The sequence below is a fragment of the Streptomyces sp. NPDC001970 genome (assembly GCF_053594115.1).
This window is the reverse complement of sequence record NZ_JBSFDW010000009.1, coordinates 46719-71226: the sequence shown is the minus strand read 5'-3', so window position 1 is coordinate 71226 and position 24508 is coordinate 46719. Positions and strand designations below refer to the sequence as shown.

Here is a 24508-nt window from a genome sequence, read left to right as displayed (position 1 = left end):
GGCCGCCGGCGGAGCAACTGCTGGACCGAACGGCACCCCTGGCTCCGCCACGGACTCCCAGGGGGTTACGGTGACGGACACCCGGGGGCCGCAGCCCCCGTACGAGACCTACGGCGGGGAGCAGCCGGTGCAGCAGGGAACGCAGCCGTACCACCCGCCCCAGGCGTACCCCTCGCCCCATGGTGGCCCGGGTACGCAGGGGGGCCAGCAGCACGCCGGTCCGCCGGGGCAGCCGGGGCAGGCCGGAGGGTCTGCGGCCGCCGCCGTCCGCCGGCCGCGCACCGGCGCGACCACCCAGCCGCGGACCCGCAAGGCGAGGCTGCGGGTGGCCAAGGCCGACCCGTGGTCGGTGATGAAGGTGAGCTTCCTGCTCTCCATCGCGCTGGGCATCTGCACGATCGTCGCGTCCGCCGTGCTGTGGATGGTCATGGACGCCATGGGCGTCTTCTCGACGGTCGGCGGCACGATCAGCGAGGCCACCGGGTCGAACGAGAGCAACGGTTTCGATCTGCAGTCGTTCCTGTCGCTGCCACGCGTGCTGATCTTCAGCTCGGTGATCGCCGTCATCGATGTGGTGCTGGTCACGGCGCTGGCGACGCTCGGCGCTTTCATCTACAACATCTCCGCCGGGTTCGTGGGCGGCGTCGAGCTGACGCTCGCCGAGGACGAGTAGACGAAGCCCTGGGGGGTGAGGAACCGATTTTGGGACTGCCCCCGACGTGCGCTAACCTTCAGGAGTCAGCGCGCAGCGCGGCGGGGCTATAGCTCAGTTGGTTAGAGCGCATCCCTGATAAGGATGAGGCCACAGGTTCAAATCCTGTTAGCCCCACCAGCTCCAAGACCCCCAACCGATCATGGTTGGGGGTCTTTGACATTTCCGGCCGACATCAGGCGATGGGTGGATCTTCGCGAAGGCCGGCGAGCATGGCCGCAGCCTCGCGCTGATCGTCATCCACAACGTGTGTGGAGATGTCCATGGTCATGCTGATCCGGCTGTGCCGGAGGATCGACAGGGCGCTGTTCTCGCGCTGCGCCTGCATGACCGGGGTGAACTTGCCGGCGCTCGAAGTCGACGTCCTGTCGGCGGAGGCCGAGGACTGCGCTCCGCCGGAGCACCAGGACCAGGACCAGGATCAGGACCAGGACCAGGATGCAGGCCGCGTAGAGTCTGTAAGCCCGAGCCGCCCGCAGAGACTCGATGGCCTCGCGTGCGGACCAGGGATCGCCCTCGGAGACAGCCATGAAGGACCTCAAGTTTGAGCAGAAGCGCTTGCTGTCACGCCTTGAGGCGGCCGATCAGCTCACGGCGCTCGCGGCCGCGCTGAGGCAAGGTGGGGATGCCGAACCGGAACTCGGCCCCGGGAGCCTGAGCCTGCGGATCCCCGACGACCTTCGCAGCGAGATGGAGATCGAGGTCGGTAACGGGGAGATCGAGTTGGAGATCGAGTTCAAGTGGCCGACCGCACCGACCCGGACAGCGGCGCCATCGCAGGCGGTGGCAGGCACCGAGGGTGCCGCGAGAAGGCGGAAGAGCGCGCCCGCCAAGCCCGGGCGGAGCAGCACCGGCACCATCAGGAGCAGAAGCGCGAAGCGGTCCGCCACAAAAACGCCCTGAGCCGCGCCAAGGCCCTCGGGCCGGCCACCACCGAGGGGCAGGCCCGCGCCCAGGACGATGAGGCTCGGTGGGACGCATCGCCCAGGTCGGCGGCGTTCACGGACAGGCCGACGACGGACTGAGGGTGACGCAGGCCGTACCGAGGGTGGCATCAGCCAGTTGACACCAACAGCGGCGAATCGGGGCGTCCCCGGGCGACCTTTCGGCGGTCGCCGTCAAGTAGGCCCCGGCTGTGTCCCCCCGTATATCAGGGCCGTGTGACCGACCTGACAAGGATGACGCCACTGGTTCACATCCTGTTGGCCCACAGTGTCGATCGGCCCGGACGGAGACTCTCCGTCCGGGCCGATTTCGTGTGACGACGGCGGGAGTTGGACCTTTCCAGGGCGTGAGCCGGCCCGGGCTCAGGTCACCGAACGGTATCGATCGGTGTGTATAGTCGGGCGCCAGAAGTCCTCATACGTCAAGGAAAGACGAGGTCGCGCGGTGAAGAAGCTTCTCCTGGTCGCACTGGCCGCCATCGGCGGGCTCCTCGTGTACCGCCAGATCCAGGCGGATCGCGCCGAGCAGGATCTGTGGACGGAGGCGACCGACTCCGTGCCCGCAGGTTCGGGTGTGTGAGACGCCAACACGTCTGAGTGACTGAGCCCCGGCCGCCGAGCGGCCGGGGCTCAGTGCTGCTTGCGCGCGCCGGCCTCCTCCCGGGTCGTGGGCTGCTTGCGCGTGCTGCGGTGGTCGCTGCCTGTTGCGGGACCGTGACACCGAGACCCTTGAGTTCGCTTACGCAAATCAATAGGTTGCGTGGGCAAAGTCGCGGACTCGTACGAGGGGGCAACGGGTGACAGCACGACTGCGGCGCCGCGCGACGGCGGCGCTCATCATCGGCGGGGCGGTGCTCGCACTGACAGCAGGACCGCTGCCGGCCGTGGCGGCGGAGGGCGGCGCGGCGGCCGCGGGCACGGCGGCCGCGCCGCGTGTGGACGGGACGAGCAGCCTGGTCATGGTGCTCGACTCCTCCGGCTCGATGGCCGACGACGACGGCACGGGACGCACGCGCATGGATGCCGCACGACAGGCTGTCGGCACCGTCGTGGACGCGCTCCCGGACGGCCACCCGACCGGCCTGCGGGTCTACGGCGCGGACCAGCCGAAGGGCTGCACCGACACGCGCCTCGTCCGGCCCGTGCGGGCACTCGACCGGGCGGCCGTGAAACAGGCCGTGGCGTCCGTGCAGCCCAGGGGGGACACTCCCATCGGACTCTCGCTCCGGAAAGCCGCCCAGGACCTCCCGAAGCCCCCCGGCGGGGCGATCGGCACGCGCACGATCCTGCTGATCTCCGACGGCGACGACAACTGCGGTACGCCGCAGCCCTGCGAGGTCGCCGAGCAGCTCGTGAAGGACGGCATCGGGCTGCGCATCGACACCGTCGGCTTCCAGGTCCGCGGAGCGGCCCGCAAGCAGCTGGAGTGCATCGCCGAGGCCGGCAACGGGCGTTACTACGACGCGCCCGACGCCGAGGCGCTGGCGCGCCAGCTCCAGCGTTCCGCCCAGCTGTCGGCGGACGGCTACCGCTTCCGTGGTGAGCGGGTCGAGGGCACGCCGGAGCGCAGCGGGGCGCCCTCGCTCGCGCCCGGGCAGTACCTGGACACCATCGGGCCAGGGGAGAAACGGCATTACGCCGTCGATCTCGACGACGCCTCCACGGTGAACTTCTCCGCGACGGCGGTGCCGCAGCCCGGGGCGGCGGTCGACAGCTTCGACGCGCTGCGCACCAGGATCGCGTACGGCACTGACACATCCGGCGGTTCCTGCGAGTCCAGCACCGAGCACTTCTTCCAGAAGGAGGGCGCGACGACACTGACGTCGGCCGTCGCCCGCGTGCCGAGCGAGAAGGGCTTCGGGAGCTGTGACAAGGAGGCGCGCTACTGGTTCGTCGTCGAGCGTGAGAGCAAGAAGGGCTCGGACGCCGCACGCTGGCCGCTTGAGCTGACATACGGCGTCGAGAAGCCCCTCGCCAAGGGCGTCAGGCCCGCAGAGTCGCAGCCCGAGTACGGAAAGGGCGGCAAGGAGGCGGCCCTGCCGCTCGGTGACCCGAAGGACGTGGCCGGCGGCACCGGGTTCAACGACGCCAGGGAGCTCGGCCAGGGTGTGTGGCGCGACCGCGTGCTGCCCGCGCAGACCCTCTGGTACAAGGTGCCCGTCGGCTGGGAACAGCAGCTGCGCTACGACGTCGAGTTCGCCAACGAGCCGACCCTGGAACGGGGTTTCTCCTCGACCCTGTCGTACGGGGCCACCGAGGTCTACACGCCGGCGCGGGCGCCCGTGGGCGGCGGCACCGCCGAGTTCGTCCCCCAGACGGTCTACAACGGGCGTCCCGCCGCGCTGAAGATGGGCACGGTCCCGGTCTCCTGGACCAACCGCCACGAGACGCACCCCAACGTCATCCCCGTGCACGACAAGGGCGACTTCTACATCGCCGTCACGCTCGGCGCCCAGGCCGCCGCAATCGCGGAGAACCCGCAGATCGGCGTGGTGCTGCGGGTGGCCGTGCTGGGTGACGAGAAGGCCGGGCCGCAGCACGATGCCCCGCTGCGGGCGAACAAGGCGGACAAGGGCCGCGATTCGGCCACGCGCGCAGACAGCGGTGGGACCGGCGGGGCAGGATGGACCGGCACTGCGACCGCCGCGGCGGCGGGCGGTGCGGTCGTCCTGATCGCGGGGCTCGTCCTCGTACGTGCACGGGCGACGCGGCACAGGGCGGCCACGGGCACGGACACGACAAGGGGAAGTGCGAGATGAGGCACCGCAGCAGGGGCCGGGTGACGCTGGCCGGGGTGGCGGCGATGTGCGCGGTGGCCGCGCTGCCGGGCGGGACGGCCTGGGCGGCCGGTGAGCCCCACCCGTACGCCTTTGACACCGACGCTCAGCCGATCGAGGGCGCGGACAGCACGGCGAACGCCAAGGCGCTGACGAACGGCACGACATACCGTTCCTCGATCGGCCCGGACGGGAAGCTCAACTACCGGGTGAACCTGGACGCCGAGAAGAACGCGTATGTGTCGGTGGTCGCCGTCCCCCGTCTGGGGACGAAGTTCGCCTACGGCGACGGCATCAAGGTCAGCCTGCAGGACAGCCAGGGACGCACCTGCAACAGCGACGACGCCGTGGCCGGATCGGCCGCGTTCGCCAGGCCCTTCGCCGCCTACGCGCATCGCACGATCGAGAAGGACAGCTCGAGCTGCCAGGAGGCCGGCGCGTACAACGTGCTGGTCGAGCGCATCGGCTCGGTCACCTCCACCCCCGAGGACTGGGAGCTGGAGATCCGCCATGTCACCGAGCCCGCGCTGAGGGGCGGCGGGCCGACCGGGGCACCCAGCGCGTGGCCCTCCGCCTCGCCCGGTCTGCCCGGTGGCGGCTCGGAGGAGAGGGCCGGCGGCACGAGCTTCAACGACGCCGCCGAGATCTCCGAGGGCGAGTGGACCAGCCGGATGAAGGCCGGCCGCACCTACTTCTACCGGGTGCCGGTCGACTGGGGGCAGCAGATCTTCGCCACCGCGGCCATCGGCAGCGGATCCGGCGACGACTACGTGGGCAACGCGCTGACCATGCAGCTGTACAACCCGGTGCGCGGCTTCGTCGCCGCCGGCAGCACGTCGTACGACGGCAAACAGAAGCAGGCCGCGCTGGACCCGCTCCCGCAGGTGGCGTACGAGAACCGCTACGACAGCAGCGCCAAGGTCAACGGTATGCGGTTCGCCGGCTCGTACTACCTCGCCGTCAGCCTGAACCCCGAGCTGGGAGAGAAGTACGGAGAGGATCCCCTCGGCGTGACCCTGCGGGTCAACATCGAGGGCGACGCGAAGGCCGCGCCCGCGTACGCGGGACCGCTCGGCGACTTCGGTGTCTCGGAGGGCGAGAAGGCGGAGAAGAGCAGCACGATGAAGCTCGTCGGCGCCGCAGGCATCGGTGCGGGGACCGTGCTCGTGCTCGGGCTGGGGGCCTGGACGCTGCTCGCGCGGCGGCGCATGGCCGGGGCGCCGCCGCAGGTACCGGCCGACGGGATCGCGCATTCGCAGGCGCAGCCGCAGTCCCAGTACGGACCGCCGGCCACCTGGTGACCGGTGCGGTCAGGCCTGGGTGAGCGCCCAGATGCCGACCGCGAAGCACACCAGAGCCACGAGCAGCACCGGGATCGCCACCTTCGGGGGCGGTCCCGGCCGCTTTTGGGGAGCGAAGGGGACGGGCGCGTGGGCGACCGGCGGCGCCTGGACGGGAACCTGCGGGCCGTGAGCGGTGTATTGACGAGTAGGAGCCGATTCGTACGGAACAGCAGCCGTCTGGGCCTGGAAGAAGTCCGGTGCGGCGGCGTGATGGGGGGAGGCCGCGTGCGCGGGGACGGGGGGCTGAGTCGGGGACTGCTCCGGTGGCGGGGCGAGATGGAAGGACCCGGTCTCCGAGGCGAAGGCCATGGACGGCCCCGCCGCCGGCTGATCGTGTCCGGTCGGCTGTCCGGGCTGTGGTCCTGCCTGTTGCCCGGGCTGCCGGCCGGCGTCCTGTCCGGTGTGCTGGGTGTACGGATCGGGCTGTACGGGCGGCACGTGCGCGCCCTGGGTCCGCGGGTCCGCCAGTGGGGCGGCCGGCGCGGCCGAGGCCGCGGGAGCGGAGGGCACCGGGCCGTCGGGCCCGAAGCCGGGCGGCAACGGGCCGAGCTGGTCGAAGACCTCGACCGGCTCGTCGTCGAAGCCGGGCTCGGGGAGCAGTTCGACGGCGGAGGTCAGCGCCTTGCGCGCGCCCGTGGCCGTACGGAACCTGGCCTGCGGATCGGGCTGCAGCAGGCCCGCGATGACCTGCCACAGCGGCTCCGGGATGCCCTGCGGGGCGCCGGGGGTGCCGTGCGCGGCAAAGTACTCCACCAGGGCGTGGGAGTCGGGTTTCTGACCCTGGAGCAGATAGAGCGCGACCAGCCCGACCGCGAAGAGGTCGGCCGGGAAGTCCGGCTCCGCGCCCATCATCTGCTCGGGCGCGAAGTAACCCGGCGTCCCCACGACATAGTTCGTCTCGGTCAGCCGCGGCTCGCCCTTGCGCATCGAGATACCGAAGTCGGACAGCCGCAGATGCGGCCGCCCTGTCCCGGTGGCCTCCAGCAGGATGTTGGCCGGCTTGATGTCGCGGTGCACGACCCCCTCCGCGTGCACCGCGGCGAGTCCGGACAGCAGCTGGTCGAGCAGGGTGCAGACGAAGCGCGGCGGCAGCGGGCCGTAGTCGCCGATGACGTGCGCCAGCGACCCGCCACTCACCAGATCCATGGTGAACAGGACCTTGTCGTCGTCCGCGGCCCAGCTGGCCGGGGCGAGGACATGAGGGTGATCGATGCGCAGCGCCTGCTCGCGGACGAAGCGCAGCAGCGTGTGCGCATCGCTCTGCTGAAGGACCTTGGCGGCCACATAGCGCCGCCGCCGGTGGTCCCAGGCGCGCCAGACCGCGCCGACACCACCGCGACCGATGGGGTCGATCAGCTCGTACCGACCCGCGAAGACCTCACCCATTGCGCTGCGCCCGCTCCCAGTTCCCTGTTCCGGCGTCCTGCTGCCTCGTGCCCCGTCCGGCGTCCTGCCGACCCGTTCAGTTCTGGTGCGACTCGTAGTGGGCGACCGCCTCCGCGGTGCGCCCGGCGCCGTACACCCTGAGGAACTCTGCCAGTTCGGGGTGCGTCGGGGCGAGTGTGTCCGCCGCATCGATGATGTCGCCGGCCGCGGCCACCGACCGCAGCAGCGACTGGATCTCGCGGACCACCCGGCGCACCGTCGGCGCCCCCGAGCTGGTCGTGGTCTGACCGGTGCCGGTGAGCACGGATCCGCCTTGCGACTTCTTGATCTCGTCCATCCGGTCCGTGGCCTCCGCAGCGCTGATGCTCCCGTCGGCGACCTGCCCGGCCAGCTCCTGCAGGGCCTGGACGCGCTGGACGACGGCAGGGTTGCCGATCTTGGCCCGCTGGCCGCTCATCAGCTGGGAGAGCATCGGAGCCGACAGCCCGAGCACCGCCGCGAGCCGGGCCTGGTTCAGCCCCAGATCGTCGATCAGCCGACGGAAGAGCGCCCCCAGCGGCTCCCCGTACCAGCTGCGCTGGAGCTCTCTGGCTCTGGCGGTGGTCTCCTGCTGTGTTGCATCCATGTGCGTCTCCCCATCGCTTCCCCATGCGTCGGCTTCGCTGCTGCGAACCCGACGAGCATCCTACGGAGAGTGGTCGAATACCGGGAGTCCCAATCCTTTTGCGAGATCCCGGGGGTGACCGGGTACTCTGGTCTGCGTTCCGGGGCCTTAGCTCAGTTGGTAGAGCGCTGTCTTTGCATGGCAGATGTCAGGGGTTCGACTCCCCTAGGCTCCACCGGATGAATGCCCCTTTGACCTGCGGAATCGTCGGTCAGAGGGGCATTTCTGTGCCGCAGTGTCCGTGCCGGCTGCGTACCGGCCTTGCGGCATCGCCGCCCTGATGGCGGGTCGGCTCGCCGAAATTCGGGCCACAGGACCGCCTCCGCCCTGAGTTGCGCGTCCGGTCCTGCGCCGGTACCGGATGCGCACAACCCGTGCGGCACAAGGCCTTCACGGCCCCGGCAGGGCTCCTGCCCACGGCCCGGACGGGCGCCTCGACGAAGAGAAGGCCCAGAGCGCTCAGGGCCGTACGGGTGGTGTTCATCCGAAGATCTGTCGACCCGTGGCGTAGATCCCACGATTCCCGAGATGCGTACACATCATGAGGAAGGTATGTAAAACGCCCTTACCCGAAAGCGAGGGGTCATGGCCGCCGTCAAGGTCAAGAAGTTGTGGACCGCCTTCATCTCCCTGCTCATCGCACTGCTCGCCCCGCTGGGCTTCGCCCCCTCCGCATCGGCCGCGCCGCAGCCGGCCGGCCGGCAGCCGGAGAGGCCCAGCGCCCAGGACCGGCCGCGCACCGCGGCTACCGAAAACGGGAAGCAGGTGAGAGTGGTCCGGCCCAGGCAACCCCGGGACCGCTCCCTGCCGCCGACGATCAAGCAGCGCATCCGAGCAGAGGCCCACGGCGCCTCACCGTCCGTACGCCATCGACCCGCCGCGCCCGAATCCGAAGCCGACGCGCAGGACCCCGGCTCGTCGACCGACGCGAACTCCCGGTCGACGACCGACGCGAAGCTCGCTCCGGCGGCGGCATGAGGCGCCGGGAAGCCCTCGTCGCTCCCGGCGCCCGCTGCCCCGGTCGCCCCGTCCAGGTTGCTGCGCCCACCTCGGTCGCCACACCCGGACCCGCTGCTCCGCCCGGTCAGGCCGCCTCAGCCGCCCACGTACGGACTCCCGTGGCCACTCACGTACGGCACCCGGTGGTGTCCCGCGCACGGCATCCGGTGAGGTCCTGCGTACGGCGGCACCCGGTGGTCTCCCGCGCAGGGCACCCGGTGACCTGCTGCCCACGGCGCCCAGCCACGGTCGCAGCCACCCGCGTACGACGCCCGGTCAGCGACGGTCCTCCCGGTTCGCGTCATCCTCGGACTCCGCCTGCTTCGCCTGAACCTCCGGGTCCAGCACCCCCTGGCCGCTTCCGTCGACCGACGCAAGCGGAGCGCCCGGATCCGAGACCTCGGTGGGAGCCGGCGGCTCGACCAGCCAGTCCGGGTTGGCCTGCTTGTCCCACCACTTCCAGGCGGCGAAGAGCCCGGCGGCCAGCACACCCAGGACGGCCGCACCCATGGCGGCCCGGCCGCACTTGGCCCGCCGCTCGTTCCTCCTGGCCAGCTTCCGAATCTCCTTCGCCGTAACCTGACCGCCCAGCGCGGCCAGGGCAGCTGCAGATCGGGCCACGGCCTCCTGCCCCACGGGCTGGGCCACCGCCACGGCGCTGTCGATCCGCGGCTTCGTGTAATCCGCCGCCTGACGCGCGGCACTCCGGGTCATGACGGCGGCCCGGTGAGCTGCGTCGTCGACCTTCGGCGGCACATGCGGGGCCACACGAGTCCTGTACTGAACACGAGCTTGACGACGGGCCTCGTGCGCGGCCCTGGACATCTTCGGCGCGAGGTACTCACGAGCCTCGTGTGCGTACTGAGCGGCCTGGTCCTTGGCCGTGTCGGCGTAGGGCGCCACCACTTCCGCGGCGTGCAGCACGCTTTCCTTCGCCGTACCGGTCGCGGCGCGCACGCTGTCCATGCGGGTCACGGGATCCTCCTCCTCGGTGGCGTTCGCGGGGGTCCGGGATGTTGTTCTCCCATGCAAGGCACAGTTCGCCTTTCCACCCATTTCGAAATCATGCCCGTTACGCGCGAGCTCGGCATGCGGGACGGGCATCCGGGTCACGGTTTCTGTACCGGCGGCACTTCCGTGCAAGGATCGGAAGACGCCAGAGAAGACTTAAGGAAGGCACACCGTGGCCGAGCAGCTTTACGCCACCCTCAAGACCAGCCAAGGCGACATCAACATCCGGCTCCTGCCGAACCACGCGCCCAAGACGGTCAAGAACTTCACCGAACTCGCCACCGGTGAGCGCGAGTGGACGCACCCGGCGACCGGCAAGAAGTCCACGGACAAGCTGTACGACGGCACGGCCTTCCACCGCGTTATCGGCGGCTTCATGATCCAGGGCGGTGACCCGCTCGGCAACGGCACGGGCGGCCCGGGGTACGAGTTCGCCGACGAGTTCCACCCCGACCTCGCCTTCGACAGGCCGTACCTGCTGGCCATGGCCAACGCCGGCCCGGGCACCAACGGCTCGCAGTTCTTCATCACCTTGGCGCCGACCGCCTGGCTGACCCGCAAGCACACCATCTTCGGCGAGGTCGCCGACGACGCCAGCAAGAAGGTCGTGGACGCCATCGCGACCACCCGCACCAACCCGCGCACCGACCGCCCGGTCAACGACGTCGTGATCGAGTCCGTCGTGATCGAGACCCGCGAGAGCTGACCTCGCGAGCCGACCTCGCACGGACCGACCGTGCGAGGCGTTCCCGCACGGGAACCTTTCCGCCCCGCCCGTCCGTAAGACGAGCGGGGCGAAGCACTGTCAGGAGACGAGGGGACCTCATGGATCAGGCGCCAGGAAGCCCGGGCCCGTCCCAGGACGCGCCGGGACCGCCCAGCTGCTACCGCCACCCGGGACGCGAGACCGCCATCAGCTGCACCCGCTGCGAGCGGCCGATCTGCCCGGAGTGCATGGTCAGCGCCTCGGTCGGCTTCCAGTGCCCCGAGTGCGTGCGCAACGGCTCCGGCACGGGACACGCCCCGACCGCGAACCGGCCCCGCACGATCTCAGGAGCCACGGTCGCCTCCGGTGACCCCCGCCTCGTCACCAAGATCCTGCTCGGGATCAACATCGCGGCCTTCCTCGCCGTCGTCTCCACGAGCGCCCTCGTCGACCAGCTCGACCTGATCGGACTGGCGTTCAATCCCCAGCTGGCCCAGGTGGTCGGCGTCGCCGACGGCGAGTGGTACCGCCTGGTCACGGCGATGTTCCTGCACCAGGCGATCTGGCACATCGCCTTCAACATGCTGGGTCTGTGGTGGCTCGGCGGGCCGCTGGAGGCCGCGCTCGGCCGGCTCCGCTATCTGGCCCTGTATCTGCTCTCCGGGCTGGCGGGCAGCGCCTTCACCTATCTGCTCGCCGCTCCGAACCAGCCCTCGCTGGGCGCTTCCGGAGCGATCTTCGGCCTGCTCGGCGCCACCGTCGTGCTGATGCGCCGCCTGAACTACGACATGCGACCGGTGATCGCACTCCTCGCGCTGAACCTGCTCTTCACCTTCACCTGGAGCGGCATCGCCTGGGAGGCGCATGTCGGCGGCCTGGTCGCCGGTACCGTCATCGCCTTCGGCATGGTGCACGCCCCACGTGAGCGACGGACCCTCGTGCAGCTCGGCACGTGTGCCCTCGTTCTGCTGGCGATCATCGTGACCGTCGTCCTGAGGACCCAGTCGCTCACGTGAGCGCGAGCTTTCCCCAAAGTTGTCCACAGCGTGTGCCGGATCTTGTGCATCCCGTGGAGAACAACTGTGCCCCTTGTCCCTGAGCTGGGTCTTCCCAGTCGGGACAAGGGGCGAGTCGTGAGGGCGGATGTCGCTGGAACGGCCGCCATAGTCACACCGGCGTCAATGCTCTCTGAGTTATCCACAGATCGTCAGACCTTTACCCACCGCTGTGGACAACGCTGTGGATAAACTCGGGGCAGAGCTTGACAACCGCTACTGCGCGGTTACTTCCACTGCGTCGACACGGCGAAGCCGCCGGCGATGAAGCCGAAGCCGACGACGATGTTCCAGTTGCCGAGGGCCTCGATGGGCAGCCGGCCGTCGGTGACGTAGAAGACGACGATCCAGGCCAGCCCGATGAGGAACAGCGCCAGCATCACCGGCGCGACCCAGTTGCTGCTCGACAGCTTGATGTTGGTCGCCTGCTTCGCGGCCGGGGGCGGCGTGAAGTCGGCCTTCTTGCGGATACGTGACTTCGGCACGAGGGACTCTCCTGTCGATGCGCTGCGTGACCGCGCAGGTGAACTATGGCTGGCGTCGGGTTGGGAGCGAGGGGGATCACGGCCTCCCCCGGGCGTCCGTTAGCGTAGTGCTTCCGCGGCCACCGTAGGAGTAAGGGTACGTTGAGCAATTCCGCCGACTCCCCCCACGGGCCGGTCCGCCGCTTCGCATGGCGGCCGGTCCGGCTGCTGACGGCTGCCGTTTTCGCGCTCGCCGGGCTGATCTTCGTCACCAGTTTCAACACGGCCAAGGGCACCAACCTCCGCACCGACGACTCGCTGCTGAAGCTGTCCGATCTGATCCAGCAGCGCAGCGAGAGGAACGCCGAGCTCGACGAGTCCACGGCGGCGGTCCGCAAGGACGTCGACGCCCTCGCGCGCCGCGACGACGGGTCCACCAAGGCCGAGGACGAGAAGCTCCACGCCCTGGAGGAGGCTGCGGGCACCGAGAAGCTCAGCGGCCAGGCCGTGTCCGTCACCCTCAATGATGCTCCGCCGAACGCCCAGGCGGCCCCTGGCTACCCGGAGCCGCATGCCAATGACCTCGTGATCCACCAGCAGGATCTGCAGGCGGTGGTCAACGCGCTCTGGCAGGGCGGCGCCGAGGGCATCCAGGTCATGGACCAGCGGCTGATCTCCACCAGCGCGGTCCGCTGTGTGGGCAACACGCTGATCCTCCAGGGCCGCGTCTACTCCCCGCCGTACAAGGTCACGGCGGTCGGCGACCCCGGCAGGCTCAAGCGTGCGCTGACCGCGTCGCCCGCGATCCAGAACTACCAGCTGTACGTCGAGGCCTACGGCCTCGGCTGGAAAGTCGACGAGCACGAGGCGGTGACTCTCCCCGGCTACTCGGGCACAGTGGATCTCCACTACGCGAAGCCTGTGAGGTAGCTCCCGGGGAGGGATCGGCCGGTGTCGGTGCGGCGGGTGCGACTGGTGCGACTGATCGTCAGGACGTTCAGCGAGCTGTGCATCACCGTGGGTACCGTGATCGTGCTGTTCGTGGTGTACGTGCTGTTCTGGACCGGTGTGAAGGCCGCGGACGCTGCGGACGGGCAGATCGACTCGCTCCAGGAGGAGTGGGTCCGGCTCCCTGTCGAGTCCCCGGCTCCGGCGGCCGGGGAGCCGGCGCCTCCTGCTCCTTCTGCAAAGGAGTACGTGAACGGGAAGCCGTTCGCCGTCATGTACATCCCCCGTTTCGGTGCGGGCTGGGACTGGCCGGTGCTGGAGGGCACGTCGACCGGGACGCTGAAGAAGGGCCTCGGCCACTACGCCCCCACCGCCCGGCTCGGTGAGACCGGGAACTTCTCGGTGGCGGGACACCGGCGCACGTACGGCGACCCGTTCAAGGACTTCCCGGAGCTCCGTCCCGGCGATGCGGTGATCCTCAACGACGGGACGACCTGGTTCACGTACCGGATCGAGCAGAGGCCCTATCGGACCGTCCCGGGGGATGTGGCCGTCATCGACCCCGTGCCGGGCCGGTCGGGCTTCGACGGGCCGGGCCGTTATCTGACGCTGACCACGTGTGATCCCGAGTGGGGCAGCAGCCACCGGCTCATCGTCTGGGCGCACCTCGATGCCACCCAGCCTGTGACGGACGGCAAGCCGGAAGCTTTCCACAGCTGACCCACGGGCCCCCGGCGCCCTTTAGTCTGGTTCCGTACCGAACGGAAAGGGACAGCATGTACGGCTGGATCTGGCGTCATCTGCCGGGCAACGCATGGGTGCGGGCGCTCATCTCGCTCGTGCTGGCCCTCGCGGTCGTCTATGTGCTGTTCCAGTACGTCTTTCCCTGGGCGGAGCCGCTGCTTCCGTTCAACGATGTGACGGTGGACGGCCAGTGAGCGCGCGGATTCTCGTCGTCGACAACTACGACAGCTTCGTCTTCAACCTCGTTCAGTACCTGTACCAGCTGGGCGCGGAGTGCGAAGTCGTGCGCAACGACGAGGTGTCCACCGCGCATGCGCAGGACGGCTTCGACGGTGTGCTCCTCTCGCCGGGCCCCGGAGCGCCCGAACAGGCGGGGGTGTGCATCGAGATGGTCCGACACTGTGCGGCGACCGGTGTCCCTGTCTTCGGTGTGTGTCTCGGCATGCAGTCGATGGCGGTGGCGTACGGCGGAGTCGTCGACCGGGCGCCCGAGTTGTTGCACGGCAAGACGTCGCCCGTGCTGCACGAGGGCAAGGGCGTCTTCGCCGGGCTGCCCTCGCCCTTCACCGCGACGCGCTACCACTCGCTGGCGGCGGAGCCGCAGACCGTGCCGGACGAGCTGGAGGTCACGGCGCGCACGGAGGACGGCATCATCATGGGGCTGCGCCACCGTGAACTGGCCGTCGAGGGCGTGCAGTTCCATCCCGAGTCGGTGCTCACCGAGCACGGACATCTGATGCTCGCCAACTGGCTGGAGCAGTGTGGCGACACGGGCGCGATCGGCCGCTCGGCAGGGCTCGCGCCGGTGGTGGGCAAGGCTCTGGCGTGAACGGCGAGGGGGGATCGCCGTGGCTCCGGGCCGAGGGTGCGCCGACGCAACCCCAGGGGCCTCAGGAGCCGCAGGAGTGGTACGACCCCGAGGGGTACCAGCGCGACTGGTACGGGCAGCAGGCGCAGCCCCGGTACGCTCCTGGTCCCGCGCCGGCGCCGGTCCCTGAGCCCGTGCCGGAGCCCGCGTACGTGCCTCGGCCCGGGCGCGCGTACGCACATCCGTCCTCGTCCTCGACCTCGACCTCGTACGAGCCGCCCTCGCCGCCGGCGCCCGGGCCTGCGCCCATGTCTGCGCCTGACGACGAGACCGTCGCGCTTCGGAGCGCCGACACCCGCCAGGCCGACCCGGGCGCGCCCGAGCGGCCCACCGGAGGCCGTGCGGAGCGCCGCAAGGCGGCCAAGGCCCGCGGCCGGCGGCGCCGAGGGGCGACGGCACCGGTGGCGGCAGCGTCGTCGGCGAAGGCCGCTGAGGGCGGCGCACCGCTCTCCCGTGTCGAGGCGCGCCGGGCGGCCCGCGCACAGAAGGACAGCCCGGCCGTCGTCGCCAGCCGGGCCTTCGGCGAGCTCTTCATCAGCATCGGTGTGCTGATGCTGCTCTTCGTCACCTATCAGCTGTGGTGGACGAACGTCCGCGCCGGACAGGAGAGGAACGAGGTCGCCAACAAGATCCAGGACGACTGGGCGAACGGCCGGGCTCCTGGCGCCTTCGAGCCGGGCCAGGGCTTCGCCATCATGCACATCCCCAAGCTCGATGTCGTCGTCCCCGTCGCCGAGGGCATCGACAAGCACCAGGTGCTCGACCGCGGAATGGTGGGCCACTACGCCGACGGGAAGCTCAAGACCGCCATGCCGTCGGAGGAGCAGGGCAACTTCGCGGTCGCCGGCCACCGCAACACCCACGGCGAACCGTTCCGCTACATCAACCGCCTCACGCCCGGCGACCCCATCGTGGTGGAGACGCAGGACGCGTACTACACGTACGAGATGGCCAACATCCTCCCCCAGACCTCGCCGTCCAACGTCGGAGTGATCGGCCCCGTACCGCCCGGCTCGGGCTTCACCAAGCCCGGTCGGTACATCACACTGACAACTTGCACCCCGGAGTTCACGAGTACGTACCGAATGATCGTGTGGGGCAAAATGGTCGAGGAACGGCCGCGCAGCAAGGGCAAGCCGGACGCGCTCGTCGACTGACGGAGCTCGTACTTCAGACGAAAGTAAACAGGGACAGGGACAGGGACAGGTGCAGTGGCACGTGCGCGCAGCCGGATTGCCGGCGTCATCAGTGTCTTCGGCGAGCTGCTGATCACCGCAGGGGTGCTGCTGGCCCTCTTCGTCGTCTACTCGCTGTGGTGGACGAACGTCCTCGCGGACCGCGAGGCGGCCAAGGACGGCGACCTGGTCCGTGACCGCTGGGCGGGCGGACCGGGCGCGCTGGACACCAAGGACGGCATCGGCTTCCTCCACGTACCCGCCATGAAGAACGGCGAGGTCCTGGTCAAGAAGGGCACCGACCCGAAGACCCTCAACGACGGCGTCGCGGGTTACTACACCGACCCCATCAAGTCGGCTCTCCCGTCCGACAAGCAGGGCAACTTCACGCTGGCTGCGCACCGCGACGGCCACGGTGCCAAGTTCCACGACATCCACAAGCTGAGGGAAGGCGACTCGATCGTCTTCGAGACGAAGGACACCTGGTACGTCTACAAGGTCTTCAAGGACCTCAAGGAGACGTCCAAGTACAACGTGGATGTGCTGCAGCCGGTCCCGAAGGGGTCGGGCAGGGCCAAGCCCGGCCGCTACATCACGCTGACGACCTGCACGCCCGTCTACACGTCCGACTACCGGTACATCGTGTGGGGCGAGCTCGAGCGTACGGAGAAGGTCGACAGCGACCGTACGCCACCGGAGGAGCTGCGCTGACTCCGACTGAGCTCCTTGAAGGAGCTCAGTCGCCCTAGAATGGCCGAGGCCCGAAGCCGCAACCTCAACGTGCGGCTTCGGGCCTCTCCGTTAATGGGGGTGCGGTGGGCTACCGCAGGATCGGGAGCGGCACCCCGGTGCTCCACTTTTCGAGGTGGGCGCGGTCGACGAGGGTGATGCCGTAGGTCTCGGCGATGGCGCGCGCGTCGGGTGCGAAGGAGGTCGTGGCGACGAAGAGAGCCACGTCGGCCCCATGCTGGACGAAGGATGCGCCGAGGAACTTCTGCAGCTCGCCGCTCCACACCGGACGGTAGGGCGCGAAGCTCTTGCACTGCACGACGACACTGCGGCCGTCCGCGGTCAGCGCGGTGACATCGACGCCTCGGTCGCCCGGGCCGCCGTGAACCACGACGTCCGTGCAGCCGTCGCGGCGGAGCAGGACGGCGACGTGGTGCTCGAACTCCCGCCAGTTCATGGCGTCGATGGAGGCCATGACTCCGGTGTACGGGCGCGGGCCCTGGGCGTGTTCCACGTGCCTGAGCCGGCGGTGGTGGTCGCAGAGCTTCCGCTCGATCTTCTCTACGTCGTCACGGAGGGAAATCAGCTCCTTCCGATGCTCGCCGGAGGTCTCGATGAGGGCGTTGAACATAGGGACGACGGTCTTGCCGAGGATGTGGGTGATGCGGCGGTCGATGCGGGCGTCGAGGGACTCGGGATCCCTGTGGGCAAAGTTATCCACAGGCTGAGTGCGTGCCACGTGCTCTGTGTCGAGCAAGTAAGTACGCACCTGACGTGCGACTTCGCTGTCGCGGAGCAGCATGGCGACGTTGAGCACTGTCCGTCGGGAGTAGAGAGCCAGCGCTCTCGAACGCGACTGAATGCCACTGACCTCCTTGAAGGAGGTCAGTTCTGTACCTGACAGAACTCGATACCCGCTGGCCTCCAGTTCGTCTCTGTGGTCCACAACCACAGACTCGATGGCTTTGACCCCGACCTGGAAGTACGCCGCCACCATTGCCGTCGTCACATGCATGCCGTCCGGCAGCAGCGACAGCACCTTGACCCTGTCCAGCACTTCCGTTCGCTCCACGATGCCCGCTCGCAGCGACCTCGACTCCAGCAGTACCGCATCGTTGATCACGTTCATGTCCTCTCGGGTCGCCCGGTGCTGGCACGGGTGAGGTGAGGGCTCATCCCCCACTTTCCCCCACCCGATCAACGAATCAGGACATATGAAGACACGATCGATATTCGCTGCTGTGTACGTGTCGGAGTGCTGCACGGAGAAGATCGACAACGCAGGAGCCCCCGGCGTCCGTGTGGACGCCGGGGGCTCCTGTGGTGGTCGCGGAGACGTCAGCCGTCAGCCGCCGCCACCGATGAATCCGTTCCCGCCGTCGTTGCCGCCCCTGCCGTCGATGGTCTGCACGTTGACCGCCTGGCCCAGGGTGGCCGGCTGATTCGGCTGCGGGTCCTGGAAGATGACCCGGGCGTTGTCGTCGTTCGGACCGTTGATGTTGCCGATCTGCAAGTTCCGCGAGGCGAGCTCCTGCTTGGCCTGGCCGAGGGTCTTCCCGCGCAGGTCGGGCACCTGTGTCTGTGGCGTCTGCTGCGGGCCCTTGGAGACCGTCAGCGTGACCGTGGTGTTCTTCGGCCGCTTGGAGTTGGGCTGCGGGTCCTGGGCGACGACCTGGCCCGCGGGCTTGTCGGAGTCGACGTCCGCCCGGGCGACGACGAATCCGAGTGTCTCCAGCTGGGCTTTGGCGGCGTCGAACTGCGAGTCCACCACGGGCGGAACGGTTTCCATCTCCTGCTTGGCGATCTGCAGGGTGACCTCGGCCCCCTTCTCCGCCTTGCTGCCGCCCTTGGGGTCCTGCTCGATCACCGTGTCGGGGGTCTCCTCGGACTCGACCGCCTTGGTCTTGACGACGAAGCCCGCCTTCTCCAGCGCCCTGGTGGCGTTCTCTTCCTTCAGGTCCGTGACGTCCGGCACCTCGATGAGTGGCGCGCCCTCCGAGACGATGACATTGATGGTCTCGCCCTCGTTCATCTTGGCGCCCTCGGTGGCTTCCGGGGTCTGGCTGCAGACGTTGCCCTTGGGCTCGTCGCAGCGGTCTTTCCCGGCCTGGACGACGTTGACCTTGGCGTTGACCCCGAGCCGCTTGGCTTCGTCGAACGGCTGTCCGACGAGGTTCGGGACGTCGATCTTGCCGCTTCCGCCGCCGTCCCCGCCGAACACCGACTTGCCGATGAGGATCGCGCCGACGAGCACCAGGATGCCCGCGAGCACGAGGAGGATCGTCGAGGTGTTGGACTTCTTCTGGCGTCGCCGGTCCGGGCGGTCGTCGTAGCCGTATCCGCCGTCGTCCGGGTTCATGGGCGGCAGCATCGACGTCTGGCCGGCCGGGTCGGCCTGGCGCAGTGCCGTCGTCTGCTGGTCGTCGCCGTGGCCGTGGTGCTGGGCACCGTATCCGCCGCCGTAGCCGACCGAGCCCATGGCCGCGGTCGCCGCGACCGGCTGGCCGTCGAGGCAGGCCTCGATGTCGGCGCGCATCTCGTCGGCGGACTGGTAGCGGTAGTCGGGGTCCTTGACCAGTGCCTTGAGGACGATGGCGTCCATCGAGGGCGTGATCTCGGGGTCGAAGACGCTGGGAGGCTGAGGCTCTTCCCGTACGTGCTGGTAGGCAACCGCGACCGGGGAGTCCCCGACGAACGGCGGCCGAACCGTCAGCAGCTCGTAGAGCAGGCAACCGGTGGAGTAGAGGTCGGACCGGGCGTCGACCTGTTCGCCCTTGGCCTGCTCCGGGGAGAGGTACTGGGCGGTGCCGATCACGGCAGCGGTCTGGGTCATGGTCATGCCCGCGTCGCCCATGGCGCGCGCGATGCCGAAGTCCATGACCTTGACCTGGCCGGTGCGCGTCAGCATGACGTTCGCCGGCTTGATGTCGCGGTGGACGATGCCGTTGCGGTGCGAGTACTCGAGTGCCTGGAGGATGCCGATGGTCATCTCCAGCGTGCGCTCGGGCAGCAGCTTGCGCCCGGAGTGCAGCAGCTCTCTGAGCGTGGAGCCATCGACGTACTCCATCACGATGTACGGGATGGAGACACCCTCTACGTAGTCCTCGCCCGTGTCGTACACCGCGACGATCGCGGGATGATTCAGCGAGGCGGCCGACTGGGCCTCACGGCGGAACCGGGCCTGGAAGGACGGGTCGCGGGCGAGGTCGGCCCGCAGCGTCTTCACGGCAACGGTGCGGCCGAGCCGGGTGTCGTGGGCGAGGTACACCTCGGCCATGCCACCGCGGCCGAGCACCGAGCCCAGCTCGTACCGGCCGCCGAGGCGACGCGGCTCTTCCATAACTGTTCCAGCCCTCTCCGTCAGTCCCGACCGCACCCGTGTGTGTGGTCCGGCGGTGTGCTGTTCGCGCATACGCTACCGGCCACACCGGGCCTGTTCCGCCCTTGGCCGGGACCTGATATGCGACCGGTATCGCATTGTGCGGTTATGCGGCAGGAAGACACCAGGACAGTGACGTGCGTCACTCCTTGCTGTCGAGCACCGCCTGCATCACCTTCTTGGCGATGGGCGCGGCGAGTCCGCCACCGCTGATGTCGTCACGAGCCGTGCCCGCGGAGTCCTCGACGACGACGGCGACGGCGACGGGCGAGCCGTTGTCGGTCTTGGCGTACGCGATGAACCAGGCGTACGGGCGCTTGCTGTTGCCGACGCCGTGCTGGGCGGTGCCGGTCTTGCCGCCGACCGTCGCGTCCTCGATCTGCGCCGAGGTGCCGGTGCCGGTGTCGACGACCTTCTCCATCATCTGCTGGAGGAGCTGCGCGTTCTTCTCCGAGAGCGGGCGGCTCATCTCCTCGGGCTCGGTCCTGCTGAGCTCGTCCAGGTTGGGCGCCTCGAGGCGGTCGATCATGTACGGCTTCATCAGCTTGCCGTCGTTGGCGATCGCGGCGGTGACCATGGCCATCTGGAGCGGGGTGGCCGCGGTGTTGAACTGGCCGATGGAGGAGAGGGCGTTGCCGCCGCGGTCCATGTTCTTGTCGTAGACGGAGCCGGAGGCGCGGACCGGCGTGTCGATCTCGGGGTTGTTGAAGCCGAACTTCTCCGCGGTCTCGACCATCTTGTCCCGCGTGACCTCGTCGCCGAGCTTGGCGAAGACCGAGTTGCAGGAGACTTCCATGGCCCGGTTCAGGCTGGCGTTCTCGCATCCGCCGGCGTGGTTGACCATGTTCTTCGTGGACAGCGGGATCTTGTACGGCTCGGGAGTGTCGGTCGGCGCGTCGATGTCCGTGACGACGCCGTGCTCGAGGGCCGCTGCGGCCGTGACGACCTTGAAGGTGGAGCCGGGCGGGTAGGTCTCGCGCAGCGCGCGATTCAGTTTCGGCTTGTCCTTGTCCTTCTCCAGCGCCACCCAGGCCTTCTCGTCCTTGGTGGAGTATCCGGCGAAGGTGGACGGGTCGTACGACGGCGTGGAGGCGAGCGCGAGGATCCTGCCGGTGCGCGGGTCGATGGCGGCGACCGCGCCCTTCTTGTCGCCGAGGCCCTCGAACGCGGCCTTCTGGGCCTTGCCGTTGAGGGTGGTGACGACGTTGCCGCCCTTCTTCTTGTCGCCGGTGAACAACGCCATCGTGCGGTCGAAGAAGAGCCGGTCGTCGTTGCCGCTGAGGATGCCGTCCTCGAGCTTCTCGATCTGGTTGGCGTCGTAGGCCTGCGACGCGTACCCGGTGACGGGGGCCCACATGGGGCCGTCGACGTAGGTGCGCTTGTACTTGAAGTCGGTGTCGTCCGTCAGGACGGAGCCGGTGATGGGCTTGCCGTCGACGATGATGTTGCCGCGCTCGTAGGCGTAGCGCTCGATCTGGACACGGCGGTTGTACTTGTGGGTGTTCAGCTCGTCGGCGCGGACGTACTGGAGCCAGTTGTCGCGGATGAGCAGGGCGAGGACCAGGAGTCCGCAGAAGATCGCGATTCGGCGCAGGGGCTTGTTCACGGTCGGACCACCTGGGTCATCTCGGCGTCGGGATTCGGTGCGGGTGCGGGTGCGGGGCGTCGCGCGGTGTCGCTGATCCGGATCAGGATGCCGATCAGGGCCCAGTTGGCGATCACGGACGAGCCACCGGCCGCGAGGAAGGGCATGGTCATGCCGGTCAGCGGGATGAGGCCCATGACGCCGCCGGCGACGACGAAGACCTGGAGGGCGAAGGCGCCGGAGAGGCCGATGGCGAAGAGCTTGCCGAAGGGGTCGCGGGCTGCGAGGGCGGTGCGGACACCGCGCTCGATGATCAGGCCGTAGAGCAGCAGGAACGCCATCACTCCGGCAAGTCCGAGCTCCTCGCCGACGGTGGCGAAGATGAAGTCGGAGTTGGCGGCGAACTGGATGAGGTCGGAGTTGCCCTGGCCGAGGCCGGTGCCGAGGGTGCCACCCGCACCGAAGGACATCAGCACCTGCGCCATCTGCTGGCAGGCGGCCGAGCCCTCGTAACAGGCTCCGAAGGGATCCATCCAGGCGGTGACACGGGCCTGGACGTGACCGGCGAAGGACGCGACGGCGACGGCGCCGACCGCCGACATCAGCAGACCGATCACGATCCAGCTGGTCCGCTCGGTGGCGACGTACAGCATGATCACGAACATGCCGAAGAAGAGGAGTGACGTTCCGAGGTCGTTCTCGAAGACCAGGACGAGCAGGCTCATCGCCCAGATCGTGAGGATGGGACCGAGGTCGCGGCCGCGCGGCAGATAGAGCCCCATGAAGCGGCGGCTGGCGAGCGCCAGTGCGTCGCGCTTCACCATCAGATAGCCGGAGAAGAAGACCGCGATGACGATCTTGGCGAACTCACCGGGCTGGATGGAGAAGCCGCCGACGCGGATCCAGATCTTGGCACCGAAGACATTGGCCCCGAGGCCGGGGACGAGCGGCAGGAGCAGCAGGACCAGCGACGCCGCCATCGAGATGTACGTGAAGCGCTGGAGGACGCGGTGGTCCTTCAGGACGAGCAGTACGCCGACGAAGAGCGCGATGCCGAGCGCCGAGTACATCAGCTGGTTCGTGGCCTGCGGCGCGAAGTCGTCGCGCGCCAGCAGTCGCGGTGACTGGTCCAGCCGCCAGATCAGGACCAGGCCCAGCCCGTTGAGCAGCGTCGCGAGCGGCAGCAGCAGCGGGTCGGCGTACATCGCGAACTTCCGCACCACGAGATGGGCGATGCCTGCCATGAGGCCGAGCCCGAGCCCGTAGCCGAGCATGCCGGGCGGCACCTCGCCGTCGAGCGCGAGGCCGACGTTGAGGTACGCGAACACCGGGATGACGACGGCGAAGACGAGCAGCGCCAGCTCGGTGTTGCGGCGGCTCGGCAGTTCGATCGCGCCGATGGTGGTCGTGTTGGTGACAACGCTCATGGTGGAGAAAGGCCCCCTACGGGTTTACCGCTTACCGCTTACTGCTTGCCGCAGTTCGAGGCCAGCTTCTGTTCCTCCTCCGAGAGGGTGGGGCCCGGAGAGGGAGTTGCTGCGGTCGGCTTGGTCTTGGCGGACTGGGTGGTGGGCTGGGTGCCGGTGGTACCGCCGGCCTGGCCCTCACCGGTCGGCGCCCCGGCTGCGCGGTCGGCGGCGCGGCGCTGCTCGTCCTTCTTGCAGGCGGAGGCCTGGGTGGCGAGCTCCTTGATCTTGTCGCGTGCGTCGCCGAGGCTGCCCTCGGTGATCGTCTCCTCGACCTGCTTCTGCTGGTAGGGCGGCAGGTACTTGAGTTCGATCTCGGGGTGGTCCTTCTCGACCTTCGAGAGCGAGACCCAGGCCAGGTCCTGGCTGATGCCCCGGTAGAGCGCGATGTGCTTGTCGTTGGCGCCGACGTAGTACTGGGTCTGGGTCCAGCGCCAGGCGCCGTACAGGCCGCCGCCGACGACGGCGAGTGCGAGCACGGTGAAGAAGGATCTCTTCAGCCACTTGCGGCCGGAGCGCGGCTTGATGAAGTCGTCGTCGGTGTACGCCCCGAAGCCGCCCTGGGGCGGCATTCCGCCGTAGCCCATGTCGTCGCCGCTCCCGGGCGGGCCGAAGCCGCCGCCGGGGGCCGGCGGGGCGGGGCGGCCGAGGCCGGAGGCGCGTCCCGCGGGGGTCTGCATGGCCCCGCCGTCGTTGTGCTGGGCCTGGTTCTCGGCGACCGCGCCGACGATGACGGGGGTGTCGCTGAGCTGTCCGGCGAGGGTGTCGCCGCCGTCGACGTCGAGGACGTCCGCGACGATCACCGTGATGTTGTCGGGGCCGCCGCCGCGCAGTGCGAGCTGGATCAGCTCCTGCACGGTCTCCTGCGGGCCCTGGTAGCTGGCGAGGGTGTCCTCCATCGTCTGGTGGGAGACGACGCCGGACAGTCCGTCGGAGCAGATGAGGTAGCGGTCGCCGGCCCTGACCTCGCGGATGGAGAGGTCGGGCTCGACGTGGTCGCCGCTGCCCAGCGCGCGCATCAGCAGGGAGCGCTGCGGGTGGGTGGTGGCCTCTTCCTCGGTGATCCGGCCCTCGTCGACGAGGCGCTGCACCCAGGTGTGGTCCTGGGTGATCTGCGTGAGCACGCCGTCGCGGAGCAGGTAGGCGCGGGAGTCGCCGACGTGGACGAGGCCGAGCCGCTGGCCGGTCCACAGCAGTGCGGTCAGGGTGGTCCCCATGCCCTCGAGCTGGGGGTCCTCCTCGACCATCGCGCGCAGCTGGTCGTTGGCCCGCTGCACGGCCGTGCCGAGCGAGGTGAGGATGTCCGACCCCGGTACGTCGTCGTCGAGCTGGACGAGCGTGGAGATGACCTCGGAGGAGGCGACCTCACCGGCGGCCTGGCCGCCCATGCCGTCGGCGATCGCGAGAAGGCGGGGGCCGGCGTAGCCGGAGTCCTCGTTGCCCTCCCGGATCATGCCCTTGTGCGATCCGGCGGCGAAGCGCAGTGACAGACTCATGCGCACCTCGCCCGTCGGCTCGGGGTACAGCCGGTCTCGAGCCACACTGCCCACCCT

24 protein-coding genes and 2 tRNA genes are annotated in these 24508 nt (G+C 69.1%); 16 read left to right on the top strand and 10 right to left on the bottom strand.

Translation table 11 applies throughout. The annotated features are described in order from the left end of the window. Positions 1 to 70 precede the first annotated feature (70 nt). Together ACWCP0_RS13965 and ACWCP0_RS13960 are read left to right on the top strand one after the other, a co-directional pair. Positions 71 to 673, top strand: coding sequence for a DUF3566 domain-containing protein (locus ACWCP0_RS13965; RefSeq protein WP_451079053.1), 603 nt, complete (start codon positions 71 to 73; stop codon positions 671 to 673). Positions 674 to 755: 82 nt separating this feature from the next. Then, a tRNA-Ile gene (locus tag ACWCP0_RS13960) sits at positions 756 to 832 on the top strand. Positions 833 to 887: 55 nt separating this feature from the next. Here the strand turns inward: ACWCP0_RS13960 and ACWCP0_RS13955 are convergent. Continuing rightward, positions 888 to 1040, bottom strand: coding sequence for a hypothetical protein (locus ACWCP0_RS13955; protein ID WP_451079052.1), 153 nt, complete (start codon positions 1038 to 1040; stop codon positions 888 to 890). Between the two features lie 200 nt (positions 1041 to 1240). Here ACWCP0_RS13955 and ACWCP0_RS13950 point away from each other — a divergent pair, with 200 nt between their 5' ends. From ACWCP0_RS13950 to ACWCP0_RS13935, 4 genes are all read left to right on the top strand, one after another. Further along, positions 1241 to 1615 (top strand): amphi-Trp domain-containing protein, encoded by a 375-nt coding sequence (locus ACWCP0_RS13950; RefSeq protein WP_451079051.1) that lies wholly within the window; start codon positions 1241 to 1243, stop codon positions 1613 to 1615. 486 nt (positions 1616 to 2101) lie between these two features. Beyond that, complete coding sequence (locus ACWCP0_RS13945) at positions 2102 to 2236, top strand: DLW-39 family protein (protein WP_003958712.1); 135 nt, start codon at positions 2102 to 2104, stop codon at positions 2234 to 2236. A gap of 217 nt (positions 2237 to 2453) precedes the next feature. Further along, the gene (locus ACWCP0_RS13940) at positions 2454 to 4415 is read left to right on the top strand and encodes a vWA domain-containing protein (protein WP_451079050.1); all 1962 of its coding nucleotides are present in this window, start codon (positions 2454 to 2456) and stop codon (positions 4413 to 4415) included. Then, a complete protein-coding gene (locus ACWCP0_RS13935) occupies positions 4412 to 5734 on the top strand; it encodes a hypothetical protein (RefSeq protein WP_451079049.1) in 1323 nt (440 codons plus the stop codon). The genes ACWCP0_RS13940 and ACWCP0_RS13935 overlap by 4 nt, the downstream gene beginning before the upstream one ends. A gap of 9 nt (positions 5735 to 5743) precedes the next feature. Here the strand turns inward: ACWCP0_RS13935 and ACWCP0_RS13930 are convergent, their stop codons facing one another. After that, positions 5744 to 7162, bottom strand: coding sequence for a protein kinase domain-containing protein (locus ACWCP0_RS13930; protein WP_451079048.1), 1419 nt, complete (start codon positions 7160 to 7162; stop codon positions 5744 to 5746). A gap of 76 nt (positions 7163 to 7238) precedes the next feature. Then, positions 7239 to 7787, bottom strand: a complete 549-nt coding sequence (locus ACWCP0_RS13925; RefSeq protein WP_451079047.1) for a helix-turn-helix domain-containing protein — start codon at positions 7785 to 7787, stop codon at positions 7239 to 7241. A 141-nt stretch (positions 7788 to 7928) separates the two neighbouring features. On the opposite strand from ACWCP0_RS13925, the gene ACWCP0_RS13920 reads away from it, so the two are divergent. After that, positions 7929 to 8001 (top strand) — tRNA-Ala (locus ACWCP0_RS13920). 410 nt (positions 8002 to 8411) lie between these two features. Beyond that, positions 8412 to 8804: a DUF6344 domain-containing protein gene (locus tag ACWCP0_RS13915; RefSeq protein WP_451079046.1), complete on the top strand. Its 393-nt coding sequence runs from the start codon at positions 8412 to 8414 to the stop codon at positions 8802 to 8804. Between the two features lie 297 nt (positions 8805 to 9101). Here the strand turns inward: ACWCP0_RS13915 and ACWCP0_RS13910 are convergent, their stop codons facing one another. After that, complete coding sequence (locus tag ACWCP0_RS13910; RefSeq protein WP_451079045.1) at positions 9102 to 9800, bottom strand: DUF5324 family protein; 699 nt, start codon at positions 9798 to 9800, stop codon at positions 9102 to 9104. Between the two features lie 208 nt (positions 9801 to 10008). On the opposite strand from ACWCP0_RS13910, the gene ACWCP0_RS13905 reads away from it, so the two are divergent. Together ACWCP0_RS13905 and ACWCP0_RS13900 are read left to right on the top strand one after the other, a co-directional pair. Next, complete coding sequence (locus ACWCP0_RS13905; protein ID WP_451079044.1) at positions 10009 to 10542, top strand: peptidylprolyl isomerase; 534 nt, start codon at positions 10009 to 10011, stop codon at positions 10540 to 10542. A gap of 119 nt (positions 10543 to 10661) precedes the next feature. Further along, the gene (locus ACWCP0_RS13900; protein ID WP_451079043.1) at positions 10662 to 11558 is read left to right on the top strand and encodes a rhomboid family intramembrane serine protease; all 897 of its coding nucleotides are present in this window, start codon (positions 10662 to 10664) and stop codon (positions 11556 to 11558) included. 266 nt (positions 11559 to 11824) lie between these two features. Here the strand turns inward: ACWCP0_RS13900 and crgA are convergent, their stop codons facing one another. Then, positions 11825 to 12082, bottom strand: coding sequence for a cell division protein CrgA (gene crgA / locus ACWCP0_RS13895; protein ID WP_351230258.1), 258 nt, complete (start codon positions 12080 to 12082; stop codon positions 11825 to 11827). Between the two features lie 141 nt (positions 12083 to 12223). Here crgA and ACWCP0_RS13890 point away from each other — a divergent pair, with 141 nt between their 5' ends. From ACWCP0_RS13890 to ACWCP0_RS13865, 6 genes are read left to right on the top strand one after another with little or no spacing between them, the layout of a single operon-like run. Continuing rightward, positions 12224 to 12991 carry a DUF881 domain-containing protein gene (locus ACWCP0_RS13890; RefSeq protein ID WP_451079042.1) on the top strand — a complete coding sequence of 256 codons (768 nt, stop codon included), beginning with the start codon at positions 12224 to 12226 and terminating at the stop codon, positions 12989 to 12991. 45 nt (positions 12992 to 13036) lie between these two features. Continuing rightward, positions 13037 to 13729 carry a class E sortase gene (locus tag ACWCP0_RS13885; protein ID WP_451079041.1) on the top strand — a complete coding sequence of 231 codons (693 nt, stop codon included), beginning with the start codon at positions 13037 to 13039 and terminating at the stop codon, positions 13727 to 13729. 56 nt (positions 13730 to 13785) lie between these two features. Next, positions 13786 to 13947: a hypothetical protein gene (locus ACWCP0_RS13880; protein ID WP_189549781.1), complete on the top strand. Its 162-nt coding sequence runs from the start codon at positions 13786 to 13788 to the stop codon at positions 13945 to 13947. Then, entirely contained in the window at positions 13944 to 14582 is a 639-nt protein-coding gene (locus tag ACWCP0_RS13875) for an aminodeoxychorismate/anthranilate synthase component II (RefSeq protein ID WP_451079040.1), read from the top strand. Before ACWCP0_RS13880 ends, ACWCP0_RS13875 begins: the two co-directional genes overlap by 4 nt. Continuing rightward, positions 14579 to 15778, top strand: a complete 1200-nt coding sequence (locus ACWCP0_RS13870; protein ID WP_451079039.1) for a class E sortase — start codon at positions 14579 to 14581, stop codon at positions 15776 to 15778. Before ACWCP0_RS13875 ends, ACWCP0_RS13870 begins: the two co-directional genes overlap by 4 nt. A gap of 54 nt (positions 15779 to 15832) precedes the next feature. Beyond that, positions 15833 to 16507 (top strand): class E sortase, encoded by a 675-nt coding sequence (locus ACWCP0_RS13865; RefSeq protein ID WP_451079038.1) that lies wholly within the window; start codon positions 15833 to 15835, stop codon positions 16505 to 16507. 109 nt (positions 16508 to 16616) lie between these two features. Here the strand turns inward: ACWCP0_RS13865 and ACWCP0_RS13860 are convergent, their stop codons facing one another. From ACWCP0_RS13860 to ACWCP0_RS13840, 5 genes are all read right to left on the bottom strand, one after another. Then, on the bottom strand, positions 16617 to 17654 hold the full coding sequence (locus tag ACWCP0_RS13860) for a restriction endonuclease (RefSeq protein ID WP_451079037.1): 1038 nt from the start codon (positions 17652 to 17654) through the stop codon (positions 16617 to 16619). 216 nt (positions 17655 to 17870) lie between these two features. Next, a complete protein-coding gene (pknB, locus tag ACWCP0_RS13855; protein ID WP_451079036.1) occupies positions 17871 to 19865 on the bottom strand; it encodes a Stk1 family PASTA domain-containing Ser/Thr kinase in 1995 nt (664 codons plus the stop codon). A gap of 181 nt (positions 19866 to 20046) precedes the next feature. Continuing rightward, positions 20047 to 21510, bottom strand: a complete 1464-nt coding sequence (locus ACWCP0_RS13850; protein WP_451079035.1) for a peptidoglycan D,D-transpeptidase FtsI family protein — start codon at positions 21508 to 21510, stop codon at positions 20047 to 20049. Next, positions 21507 to 22916, bottom strand: a complete 1410-nt coding sequence (locus tag ACWCP0_RS13845) for an FtsW/RodA/SpoVE family cell cycle protein (protein WP_451079034.1) — start codon at positions 22914 to 22916, stop codon at positions 21507 to 21509. The genes ACWCP0_RS13850 and ACWCP0_RS13845 overlap by 4 nt, the downstream gene beginning before the upstream one ends. A gap of 38 nt (positions 22917 to 22954) precedes the next feature. Then, positions 22955 to 24451 (bottom strand): Stp1/IreP family PP2C-type Ser/Thr phosphatase, encoded by a 1497-nt coding sequence (locus ACWCP0_RS13840; RefSeq protein WP_451079033.1) that lies wholly within the window; start codon positions 24449 to 24451, stop codon positions 22955 to 22957. Positions 24452 to 24508: the final 57 nt, after the last annotated feature.